This is a genomic window from uncultured Dysgonomonas sp. (genome assembly GCF_900079725.1).
Taxonomy (GTDB): domain Bacteria; phylum Bacteroidota; class Bacteroidia; order Bacteroidales; family Dysgonomonadaceae; genus Dysgonomonas.
The window spans coordinates 5,207,110-5,219,467 of sequence record NZ_LT599032.1 but is presented as its reverse complement, the minus strand read 5'-3'; the positions used below and the strand labels follow the sequence as shown (position 1 = coordinate 5,219,467).

Genomic DNA, 12,358 nt, shown 5'->3' with positions numbered 1-12,358 from the left:
GCAAGACACAAAAGAAAGTCTTATAGACTATTAATCAACAAATTGCGCATGTGCTATTTTTCAATAGGTAACGATCTAGAAACCAACTTGGTTCTTAGATATGCTTAATTCCCTTACTATTAAAGAGCGACTTAACTTAGCGTGAAAATACTAAATAATCCTTATATTGCCAATATTCTCAAATTTATTTATCTGATTTATTGTATTTATTAATTTCTTGCTATAAAATTTTATAGCTAATGATAATTCAAATTCAATACCCAAAAGAGCTTGTACGGAATATTTACCCTTGAATTAATAAAAATATATGAATAGGGGTTTGATGTCGTTTGATATAAATATAATAAATGTTTGCTAAACGAACTGGTAATTTCCAAAAATAGAGACAACTGTTCAATGTCTGTGTTATCACTGTATAATGTGTTTTTAGGATATTCCAATATTTCGGAGCATGATATTCCATTATTTCCAGGACAGGACAAAAAACTAAAATGGGAAATAGCAAAGATTAAATTATGAGATTTAGGTATGCTTAAAGTTGATTGTTAAAAATGACGGTAACTTCATGTTGGGTGTTTCTATCTTTGTGCAGTATAATGATAAAATCCAATTTGGATATCTAAAAACTAACATGGATAAAATTGTATTTTTTTTGTGTTAATATAAAAATAAATATCTACCTTTGCCAATAGCTTATTTTATAAGTGAATTTTTACAGTAATAAAATGAAGAAGGTTATATCAATATTTCTGTTGCTATTAATGCTGATCATTGGAGCTCATCCTGTGATAGCTATGCATTATTGTGCAGGAGAATTATATTCCTTTGGAGTTTTGGACAATGAAATAGAGAAGTCCTGCTGTGAAGATATGGAAATGCCACAACAGGATGACAATGCCTGCCATACTACTTCAAACACACAGGAGGATAACATAATGCCATCCCATGAAAATTGCTGTGACATTCAAAAGGTTGAACTCTCAACGGACGACTATCAGCATCAGGTTCAGCAATTTAACCTAAGCAATATATTGCCGTCATATGAAAATGTATGGTTGGCTCTTAATTTGCTTATACCAACAGAGAATGAGGGTGTAACTAAAACCAGTCAATACTTTCCGCCAGGAGGTTTTAGTTTACACAACATAGACCTTCTGACCTATATTTGCATCTACCGTATTTGATTTGATAAATCCGTGGCTACCCTGCCATTGGTTTGAATTTTGTGTATATCCAAAACCGGATGTACGTTAAATTGTTTAAATCTAAAAACAAAGATTTACAAATGTTTATCAAATCAAAGAACAATGAAACCATTTTATTTTCTGATTGGTATAGCTATGTCCACCGGCTATATCACAGGACGTCCCGTATATACTCATTATAATACGGAGACAGTTCCGATTGATTCAACAGTCTCTCAACCCTCATCCCCTCAATACACCCTTGTCAAACATCTGATAGAGGATAAATCTGCTATTATACTTGATGTTCGTACAGAACAAGAGTATAATGAAGGTCATATAAGAAATTCTATTAATATTCCGCTGGACAAATTAAATGATTCTGTTTTTTCCCTACAAAAGAAAGAAGCTATTGTTATAGTTTGCCGTAGTGGTAAAAGAAGTAAAGAAGCTAAAACATTTTTAACACATCAGGGGTTTATAAATGTATATGACGGAGGAAAATGGGAAAACCTTAATATATTATTGACGGATAAATAAAAATATTACTATGCTTAACAGAATCATCAAGTATTTTCTCGATAACAGAGTTATAACATTGTTACTACTTGTTATCATCATTGTTTGGGGACTATCTACAGCTCCATTCAACTGGCATGGTGGCGTATTGCCACGCGATCCTGTCCCTGTGGACGCTATTCCTGATATAGGAGAAAATCAGCAAATTGTAGCTACTGAATGGATGGGACGTTCACCAAAGGATATTCAGGAACAAATTACGTATCCGTTATCTACTTCACTGCTGGGAATACCCGGAGTGAAAACCATCCGTAGTACTTCTATGTTCGGTATGTCGTTTATATATATCATTTTTGACGACAACATCGAATTTTATTGGAGTCGTTCCAGAGTATTAGAAAAGCTGAACTCCCTACCTGCGGGAACATTACCAGAAGGGGTACAGCCCAGCTTGGGGCCAGATGCCACTGCTTTAGGACAAATATTCTGGTACACCCTTGAAGGACGTAACCCCGAAACAGGGGAGCCAACCGGCGGATGGAACCCAGATGAGTTACGAACTATTCAGGACTTTTATGCCAAATATTCGATTTCAGCAGCCGAAGGAGTATCCGAAGTAGCATCTATCGGCGGTTTTGTGAAAGAATATCAGGTAGAGATAAATCCTAATGCTATGCGTGCCTTTAATGTTTCCATCATGGATGTGATGAATGCCGTACAAAAGAGCAATCTGGACATAGGTGCGGAAACAGTGGAAATCAATAAGGCTGAATATCTTGTCAGGGGATTGGGGTATATAAAGAATGTTTCCGATCTGGAAGAAGCGGTTATTACTGTCCGCAATGGAGTACCCGTTAAAATTAAAGATGTCGCTTTTGTTAATCTGGGCCCGGCTACCCGTCGTGGAGGTCTGGATAAAGAAGGTGTCGAAGCAGTCGGTGGCGTTGTGGTTGCCCGTTACGGCTCAAACCCGATGCAGGTCATTGACAATGTAAAAGCTAAAATACAAGAAATGGAAGCAGGGCTTCCTCAGAAAACACTGGCGGATGGTACCGTGTCAAAAGTTACTGTTGTACCTTTCTATGACAGGTCTGGACTGATACAGGAAACTATCGGTACACTGGAAACAGCCCTTTCTCATGAGATACTGATCTGTATAATTGTAGTAATAGTATTAGTCTTCAACCTACGGGCATCGGTTGTGATTTCCTCCATGCTCCCTATAACGGTGCTGGCCACCTTTATCATCATGCGTTATACGGGTGTCGAAGCCAATATTGTCGCGCTGTCGGGTATTGCCATCGCTATCGGGGTCATGATTGATGTCGGAGTTGTCTTTGTCGAAAATATAATCCGGCATATGGAGATGCCCGAAAATGAAGGCATTTCCAAAGGGAAAGCCTTTACAAACCTGATACATAAAAGCGTCAGCGAAGTTTCAGGTGCTATCACGACAGCAATGCTTACTACCATTGTGAGCTTCCTGCCTGTCTTCGCCATGCAGGCGCAGGAGGGGAAATTATTCCATCCGTTAGCATTTACAAAAACTTTTGCATTGATATCGGCATTACTACTGGGACTAAGTCTGTTGCCGACACTGGCTTATTATGTATTTTCCATTAAAGTGACTTCTGCCCAGGTACGAAAAATTACTAATATTGTCCTGATAGCTGGAGGTATCCTGTTGTTTGTCTTTACGGGAGTATTGGCAGCCCTGGCTCTCACTTTATTTGGACTGAATAACTTCCTTGCTTACCGATGGACGAATAAGAAGATACCTACTTATATCAATATTGGCATTGCAATTCTGGTAGCTGTCTATTATTTAACAATCGAGTGGCTACCTATCGGCCCGCAGGAAGGATTCTTTTTAAACTTAATATTCGTCCTTGTAGCGATAAGTATAATCTTAGCCTTACTATGGATATTGGTAATTTATTACGAACGCATATTACGTTGGTGCTTGGCACATCGATGGAAGTTTATGCTTATACCATTAGTTACCGTATTCTTCGGTATTATGATATGGTTGGGATTTGATACAACATTCGGTTTTGTGGCTAAAGGTTTTGAAACTGTGGGCTGGAAGAGTTTTAGACAAACTGCTTTCTGGCAGGCTTCAAGTGAACGTTTCCCCGGTATTGGTGAAGAGTTTATGCCAAGTCTGAATGAAGGCTCGTTCCTTTTGATGCCAACGAGTATGCCTCATACGGGTATAGAGCAGAATTTACAATTTATTGAAACACTGGATAAACGCATTTCCAATATTCCCGAAGTGGATCTAACCGTAGGTAAGTGGGGACGTGTCAATTCGGCACTCGACCCTGCTCCAACCCAAATGTTTGAAAACACAATTAACTATCGTAGTGAATATATTCTGGACGAAAATGGACACAGGCAACGATTTAAAGTAAACCGTAATGGTGAGTTCCTTTTAAAAGGTGGAGGCGCTTATAATCCGAAAGATGGTTTTCGCCTGTTACCTGCCGATAGTCTTATCACGGACAGCAAGGGCGATTATTTTCGTCAGTGGCGTCCCCATATCAAAAAAACGGATGATATATGGCAGGAAATCGTAAATGTTTCTCACATGCCGGGACTTACATCCTCGCCTAAACTACAACCGATAGAAGCCCGATTGGTGATGCTTTCGACAGGTATGCGCGCACCGATGGGATTGAAAGTATCAGGGCCCGATCTGGAATCCATTGAGCAAGGAGGAAAAGCATTGGAAGCAGCCTTGAAAGATATTCCGTCTATACTTTCATCTACTGTGTTCTATGACCGTGCCGTCGGAGCACCCTATATTGAAATAAAATTAAACCGTCAGAATATGGCACGTTATGGCATTACCGTGGCTGATTTACAAGATGTAATCAGTGCAGCAGTGGGAGGAATGCCTTTGACCACAACTGTAGAAGGACGTGAACGCTTTCCTGTGCGTTTAAGGTATCCGAGGGAATTGAGGGATAACCCCGAAGAACTGGCTAAACTGATTGTGCCAACAGCAACCGGAGCTCAGATTCCTTTAAAGGAAGTAGCAGATATAGAATATACCAAGGGAGCGCAAATGATCCAGAGTGAAAACACCTTTCTATTAGGCTATGTAATCTTTGACAAAGTAGCCGGAAAAGCCGAAGTAGATGTTGTTAAAGAAGCTGACAAGATACTTAAAGATAAAATAGCGTCCGGACAGTTAGAATTGCCCAAAGGTGTATCTTATAAGTTTGCTGGAAATTATGAACAACAGAAAAGGGCTGCTAACCGACTATTGGTTGTTATACCATTAAGTTTGCTGGCTATCTTGTTGATATTGTATTTTCAGTTTAAGACTGTTACAGCATCATTGATCCACTTTTCCGGGGTAATCGTAGCCTTTGCCGGAGGATTTATCCTGTTGTGGCTTTATGGAGAGCCTTGGTTTATGAACTTCTCTATTGGGGATATGAATATGCGCGACCTGTTCCAAATGCATCAGATAAACCTGAGTATTGCTGTTTGGGTAGGATTTATAGCTTTATTCGGCATCGCTACCAATGATGGGGTGCTGATGGGTACATATATCCATGATACTTTCCTCGAACGCGACCCACATACCAAAGATGAAATCAGAGAGGCTGTAGTTCACGCCGGATTAAGGCGTGTACGCCCTGCCGCTATGACTACGGCAACCGCACTCATCGCATTACTTCCCGTATTGACATCGACAGGTAAGGGAGCGGACATTATGGTTCCGATGGCCATTCCTACTTTCGGAGGGATGCTTATCCAGTCGATGACCATGTTCGTAGTTCCGGTGTTTCAATGCTGGTGGCGTGAATCGGCGATAAAGAAACACGGTAAGATTAAAGAATAAAACAAATCGTATTATGACAACAATAAGAATCAAATATTTAACAATGCTGTTGTTGATGATAATGGGCACCGGTTCAGTTTCAGCACAAACCGCTGATTCACTCAGCCATTACCTCAAAATAGCTGCCTTTAATAACCCCGGAGTTAAAGCGGATTTTATGGTTTATAAGGCATCTCTGCAAAAAATACCACAAGCAGGAGCTTATGCAGATCCCGAACTTGAAATGGGCTTTTTCCTTGAACCGATGGATATTATCGGAGGGAAACAGGTTGCCGAGTTCAAACTGATGCAGATGTTCCCTTGGTTTGGTACAAAGAAAGCGGCACAGACCGAAGCCACCCACATGGCAAAAATGTCGTTTGAGAAATTCCGTGAAACAAGGGATAACCTTTATCTGGAAGTTTATACCCAATGGTATCTACTTTGCAGCTTACAACAAAAACTGATGAACAACAGGGATAACAAAGCCCTGCTGACTCAATTGGAACAACTGGCGTTACGTAAGTTTTCATCGCCATCAGCAGGTTCAGGTTCAGGATATTCAATTTCATCCCCGCCCCCACCAACCAGTACGCCTCCGGCAGGAGGAAGTGGTATGTCATCCATGTCCTCAATGGGAAGTAGTGGTGGCTCTCAGCCAACTGCTCAAAATGCAGGTATGTCTTCGATGGGCAGCTCCGGTGGTGGTATGACATCAGGCATGAGTGGTACAGCTTCCGGCGGTATGTCTGATGTGCTGCGTATCCAGTTGGAAATAGCTGAATTGGATAATAATATAGAGAGCATTCTTTCGGAAATAAAAGCGGAAAAAGCAAAGTTCAACGCTTTACTGAACCGCTCCGCTCTCAGCGAAATACAGATACCCGAAACCTTTGAGCAACTTCCATTCCTATTCGATCCCGAAACTGCTATGACAAAGATCAACGATCAGAACCCTATGTTGAACATGATTACCGAAGAAGGGCTTGCTTACAAAGCTAAAGCAGAAATGGATAAAAAGATGAGTTATCCGATGTTCGGTATAGGTGTGCAATATATGCTTAATAAGAAAACAAGCGATCCGATGTTCGGAATGGGCGATATGAACGGAAAGGATATGATTATGCCAATGGTTTCCGTTAGTATCCCCCTCTATCGTAACAAGTACAAGGCTCAACAGCGCGAAAGTAAATTCTGGTGGCAAGCCAGTAAAGAGAAATATACCAATACGTACAATGTACTGGAGTCGGAATTGTATAAGACAAAACACCTGCTGGATGATGCTTCCCGTAAAATTTCGCTATATAAAAAACAGTCAGACCTTGCTGAAACAACCTATAATTTGGTCGTACAGGAGTTTGTTGTTGGAAAAAGCGATCTAACCAATGTTATACAGGTTCAACGGCAACTGTTGGATTATCAACTCAAAAAAGCCGAGGCAGTCGCAAGTTACAATACAATGGTGGCATCTATTCAAAAACTGATTTCATTTAAGGATACTGAACAAAACGTAAACAGCATATATTATGGAAACGAATAAATTAAAAAAGATTATTAATAATAATTATATCAAGTACGGATTGATACTCATTGCCGGGCTGTTTATCGGCTGGCTGATATTCGGAGCTTCATCCAATAATCAGAATGAATCATCTGAGCATGTTCACGAAGAGGGTGCGGAACAAATTTGGACTTGTGCCATGCACCCTCAGATAAGACAAAACAAACCGGGTAAATGCCCTATTTGCGGTATGGATCTGATACCGTTGAAAACATCCGGTAGCGGAGACGAAGCTGTTGACCCGAGTGCGATTCAACTGTCTAAGGAAGCTGTGGCACTGGCTAATATACAAACAACCGTTATCAGCCGCCAAAATCCAATAAAAGATGTTCAGTTGTATGGTACAATACAAGCTGATGAACGATTGTCTCAATCACAAACATCCCATGTTAGTGGGCGGATTGAAAAACTCTTTATCAACTTCACAGGAGAGAGTGTTAGGCAAGGACAAACGATTGCTACAATTTATTCCCCTGAATTATTAAGTGCGCAGCAGGAATTATTGGAAGCAGCTAAAATGCAATCGGTACAACCTGCCTTAATTCAGGCGGCACGGGAAAAACTGCGCCTGTGGAAATTGACAGATGAACAGATCGCGAGGATAGAGCAATCAGGAAATGTGTCTGCATTGGTAGAAATAAAAGCCAATACCGGCGGTATTGTAGTCAGCAAAAAAGTGAATCAGGGAGATTATATTAATCAGGGAAGTGTACTTTTTGATATTGCTAACCTGTCACAGGTATGGGCTATGTTTGATGCCTATGAAGTAGATCTGCCTTTCCTTAAAGTCGGGGATAAAATTGATTTCACGTTGCAGGCTGTGCCCGGCAAAACATTTTCAGGTCGAATATCCTTTATTGATCCGATATTGGATAGAACGACCCGTACAGCTAAAATTCGGGTAGAAACAGCCAACTCCGGCATGCAATTAAAGCCGGAGATGTATGCTAATGCCATTATCAAAGCTCCGTTGAAACAATTCAACAATGAAATTGTCATACCAAAATCATCTGTGCTCTGGACAGGGAAACGTTCGATTGTCTATGTGAAGCAACCGAATACACAATCTCCGGCATTTATGTTACATGAAATTGAACTCGGCCCGTCACTTGGCGATTCGTATGTAGTGCTTTCGGGTGTGAATGAAGGAGATGAGATTGTGACCAACGGAGCCTTTACCATTGATGCCAGTGCGCAACTCGAAGGAAAACGTAGTATGATGAATGCTGAAGCATCCCGTCCCGTAACAGGGCACGAAGGTCATAATATGTCGGGAAGCTCATCAGGTACAAACCAATCCGAAACATCAACCGGGCATGAAGGACACGATATGTCCTCCATGCAGGGAGATTCAAAACAAAGCATGACTGCCAAAACTGAACATGCTATGATAAATGTGCAGGGACTCTGTGAAATATGCAAAGAACGTATCGAGAAAGCTGCTAAAGGTGTTAGCGGAGTAACATCGGCTTCGTGGGATCAGAAGTCTAAACAACTGCATTTAAACTTTGATCCGGCAAAAACCAATGTGGATGCTATAAGTAAAGCAGTAGCCAAAGTTGGGCATGATACAGACAAGTACAAAGCAGACAAAGCTGTTTATGATGCACTACCGGACTGTTGCAAATACAAGAAATAAACATAACAACCTAAAAAAGGAATATTCACCATTAAAAAATAGAATAAAATGAAGAAGTATATTTTAGTCATCGTATTGGGATTAGGCATCCTGTCTTTTAGTGCCTGTAACTCAAAAAGCGCACCAAGTGACGATACATCCAAAACGGAACCGACAACCCAGTCAGCCCCAGAACATCATCAGGATGAACATGCCATGTTGGGTGTACAAGGACTTTGCGAATTGTGTAAAGAGCGGATAGAAACTGCTGCAAAAGGTGTGGAAGGGGTATCTTCGGCTATGTGGGATATAGAAAAGAAGGAACTACATCTGAACTTCAATCCACATCAGACTAATCTGGATGCAATCAGCAAGGCTATTGCCAAAGCAGGACATGATACGGATAAGGATAAAGCTGATCAGGCAGCATATGATGCATTGCCCGATTGCTGCAAATACAGAAAATAAGAGAAATACGAATAATTAATCAATCAAAATAAAAAAATAAATGAAAAAGATAGTTTTATTTTTAACAGTGATAATATTCTTATCAGCAAACAGCCTGACTGCTAACAATCAGGATAGCCTACAAAAAAAAGATACCATACATGCCAGACATCATCAAAAAGAAAAAAGTGAAATGAAAGAATCTCATGCGATGCTCAAAGTGGAAGGTAAGTGCGATATGTGTAAAAAACGAATTGAGACAGCCGCATTAAATGTGGAAGGTGTGTCTTCGGCTATTTGGGATAAAAAGACGAAAGAATTACATCTTAACTTTGACGAAAAGAAAACATCTATCGAGGCAATAAGTAAGGCCGTTGCCAAAGTGGGACATGATACAGAAAAGGACAAAACAGATAAAAAAACGTATAATGCCCTACCCGGCTGTTGCAAATACAGGTAATTCTGTTAGAAATAATTTAAACGGTGAATAAATGACCGGGATAAGTGAGTATTATATTTAAAGGGAATGCTCAATTAGAGCATTCCTCTTATAAAAAGAAGCCAAACATGGAACATACATATATTATAAACGGTATGACTTGTAATCATTTCCGTTCAAGTGTGGAAAAAGCACTGAATGCTATTGAAGGCATTCATGCAACTGTTACTCTTGATCCTCCTATAGCCATCATCAGTATGGATAAACATATATCTACGGAAGTATTGCAGGATGCCTTATCGAAAATTGGCAATTATACTATAGAAATGGCTCAAAATGCTCAAAACGTGTCGCATAATAATCATCAGGATCATACAGAAATGAACAGTATGCACAAAGGACATGACCATAGTGGGCATGGACATCAGAATCACGATCATGCGGGAGGACATATGGCTCATATGGGAAATCTTAAACAGAAATTTTGGATTTCCCTTATCGTAGCAATACCGATTATTCTGTTATCCCCTATGATGGGAATGAAACTACCTTTTAGCCTTTCGTTTGAGGGCTCATATTGGGTAGTACTGTTCTTAGCTTCGTTTCTATATTTTTACGGTGGATGGCCGTTCCTCACTGGAGCTGTAAGTGAACTAAAAGCAAAAAATCCGGCTATGATGACATTGATTTCAATGGGTATCACTGTTTCTTACATATACAGTGTGTACGCCTTTGTTACCAATTACATCCTGCAAGTGCCGGGTCACCGAATGGATTTCTTTTGGGAATTGGCGACACTAATTGTTATTATGTTGCTCGGTCATTGGATAGAAATGAAGGCTGTGGGTAATGCAGGAAACGCATTGCAGAAAATGGCTGAATTGTTGCCTGGAAGTGCACATCTGGTACAACCTGACGGAAGTATTAATGATGTCCCTCTTCAACAAATACAGGAAGGGCAGCATGTAATGGTAAAGGCGGGGGAAAAAGTGCCTGCTGACGGGAAAGTTATATCCGGTGAAACATCTGTTAATGAATCAATGGTAACCGGGGAAGCCAAAGCCATAAAGAAAAGCGAGGGAGCAATCGTAATAGGTGGCTCGGTCAATGGCTCGGGATCAATAGTAGTAGAAGTGACAGGAACAGGTGAATCAGGTTACCTAGCACAAGTGATGAAATTGGTAGGACAAGCCCAACAAGAAAAATCACGAGCGGAATCCATTTCCGATAAAGTAGCCAAAGCACTCTTTTATATAGCATTGATAGTAGGTATCATTGCATTTATCGTTTGGTATATTATCGACAAAGATATTAATATCGCATTGGAAAGGATGGTAACTGTCTTTATCATTGCCTGTCCACACGCTTTAGGCTTGGCTATCCCCCTTGTAGTAGCTCGCTCTACATCTTTAGGTGCAACACATGGTTTACTAATCCGTAACCGCAACGCATTGGAGAAAGCAAAGGATATATCCGTTGTAACCATGGATAAAACAGGCACACTTACTGAAGGTAATTTCCGTGTTTCCGTTGTTAAAAGTCTTTCGGATAGATGGAGTGATGCTGATATACTAAAAACAATGGCAGCAATGGAAGTACATTCCAATCATCCATTAGCAGTAGGTATATTGGATAAAGCCAAAGAAGATAAATTGGAGATACCAAAGGCCGAAAATGTTGCTCTTATAAGTGGAACAGGCTTATCGGGTACTGTAAGTGGACAGGATGCAAAAATTGTTACTGCTGCATATCTGGATAAAAATGCAGTGTCATATGATAAATCCTTGTTTAATGACTTGGCAGAAAAAGGCAATTCCATAAGTTACCTTTTAATAAATGATGATGTAGCAGGCTTAATAGCACAAGGAGATCAAATTAAACCAGAAGCCAAACAGACAGTAAAAAAACTTCAAAATGAAAAAATTACTCCGGTCATGTTAACAGGAGACAATGAAGCCTCAGCAAAGTCTGTTGGTGGACAGTTGGGAATCAGCGATGTATATGCCTCTCTTTTACCCGAAAATAAAGAGAAGGTCATAACAGAATACCAGCATAAGGGAAAAAACGTTATGATGGTGGGTGACGGAGTGAATGATGCCCCGGCATTGGCACGTGCAGATATCGGTGTGGCAATCGGTGCCGGAACAGATGTGGCGATAGATTCAGCAGACGTGGTATTGGTAAAAAGTAATCCATATGATATCATCCATTTTCTTTCACTTGCAAAAAACACAACAAAAAAAATGGTGCAAAATCTATGGTGGGGGGCAGGGTATAACATTATCGCTATACCATTGGCAGCAGGAATTCTCGCTCCTGTAGGTATTATATTGAGTCCTGCCGTAGGGGCTGTACTAATGTCCGTCAGTACAGTAATAGTTGCAATAAATGCGTTGATGTTACGAATGAAATAAAATCCATTTATTCATACCTGATGGAAATATTAATTGTTTTTATTTGATTCTGTTAAGTGTCACACCGGCATATGAAATAACCTGATAAGTTGTAGTATATATGTCGGTGTGTTTTACCATCATTTTGATGAATTTCCATTGAAGAAACTGAACCAATAATAAGACTATTAAGCGATTGTCTGAATAAAATGAGAAATTGTTTTCTTTCTTTAAACTCTAATGATATTTTTAATGAAAATGTTTTTTAAAGAAATTAAACTTGAGATATTAGATTTCGTGCTCTATTGTAGTTCAATTAGTAACTGATGTTACGCAGGGAAACATTATACCTGTATCTCAGG

The 12,358-nt window shown here is 40.0% G+C and carries 7 protein-coding genes and 1 pseudogene; all 8 read left to right on the top strand.

Features of this window, described 5'->3' with window-relative positions:
• Positions 1–725 precede the first annotated feature (725 nt).
• The 8 genes and pseudogenes from QZL88_RS21175 (at position 726) to QZL88_RS21140 (ending at position 12,017) form a co-directional block, all read left to right on the top strand.
• Complete coding sequence (locus tag QZL88_RS21175) at positions 726–1,184, top strand: hypothetical protein (protein WP_006801210.1); 459 nt, start codon at positions 726–728, stop codon at positions 1,182–1,184.
• Positions 1,185–1,307: 123 nt separating this feature from the next.
• Complete coding sequence (locus QZL88_RS21170; RefSeq protein ID WP_006801211.1) at positions 1,308–1,724, top strand: rhodanese-like domain-containing protein; 417 nt, start codon at positions 1,308–1,310, stop codon at positions 1,722–1,724.
• A gap of 10 nt (positions 1,725–1,734) precedes the next feature.
• Positions 1,735–5,559, top strand: coding sequence for an efflux RND transporter permease subunit (locus QZL88_RS21165; protein WP_006801212.1), 3,825 nt, complete (start codon positions 1,735–1,737; stop codon positions 5,557–5,559).
• 13 nt (positions 5,560–5,572) lie between these two features.
• Positions 5,573–7,078 (top strand): TolC family protein, encoded by a 1,506-nt coding sequence (locus QZL88_RS21160; RefSeq protein ID WP_006801213.1) that lies wholly within the window; start codon positions 5,573–5,575, stop codon positions 7,076–7,078.
• Positions 7,065–8,738 carry an efflux RND transporter periplasmic adaptor subunit gene (locus QZL88_RS21155; protein ID WP_006801214.1) on the top strand — a complete coding sequence of 558 codons (1,674 nt, stop codon included), beginning with the start codon at positions 7,065–7,067 and terminating at the stop codon, positions 8,736–8,738. The genes QZL88_RS21160 and QZL88_RS21155 overlap by 14 nt, the downstream gene beginning before the upstream one ends.
• Before the next feature lie 180 nt (positions 8,739–8,918).
• A pseudogene (locus QZL88_RS21150) lies at positions 8,919–9,185 on the top strand (heavy-metal-associated domain-containing protein); the annotation flags it as partial.
• A 40-nt stretch (positions 9,186–9,225) separates the two neighbouring features.
• Positions 9,226–9,624, top strand: coding sequence for a heavy-metal-associated domain-containing protein (locus tag QZL88_RS21145; RefSeq protein ID WP_135107447.1), 399 nt, complete (start codon positions 9,226–9,228; stop codon positions 9,622–9,624).
• A 305-nt stretch (positions 9,625–9,929) separates the two neighbouring features.
• A complete protein-coding gene (locus tag QZL88_RS21140; RefSeq protein WP_306539935.1) occupies positions 9,930–12,017 on the top strand; it encodes a heavy metal translocating P-type ATPase in 2,088 nt (695 codons plus the stop codon).
• Positions 12,018–12,358 lie beyond the last annotated feature (341 nt).

Bases quoted from the DNA above. Each gene is read 5' to 3' on its own strand.
- QZL88_RS21160 (WP_006801213.1), top strand. From the start codon at position 5,573: ATGACAACAATAAGAATCAAATATTTAACAATGCTGTTGTTGATGATA.
- QZL88_RS21175 (WP_006801210.1), top strand. From the start codon at position 726: ATGAAGAAGGTTATATCAATATTTCTGTTGCTATTAATGCTGATCATT.
- QZL88_RS21170 (WP_006801211.1), top strand. From the start codon at position 1,308: ATGAAACCATTTTATTTTCTGATTGGTATAGCTATGTCCACCGGCTAT.
- QZL88_RS21140 (WP_306539935.1), top strand. From the start codon at position 9,930: ATGGCTCAAAATGCTCAAAACGTGTCGCATAATAATCATCAGGATCAT.
- QZL88_RS21145 (WP_135107447.1), top strand. From the start codon at position 9,226: ATGAAAAAGATAGTTTTATTTTTAACAGTGATAATATTCTTATCAGCA.
- QZL88_RS21165 (WP_006801212.1), top strand. From the start codon at position 1,735: ATGCTTAACAGAATCATCAAGTATTTTCTCGATAACAGAGTTATAACA.
- QZL88_RS21155 (WP_006801214.1), top strand. From the start codon at position 7,065: ATGGAAACGAATAAATTAAAAAAGATTATTAATAATAATTATATCAAG.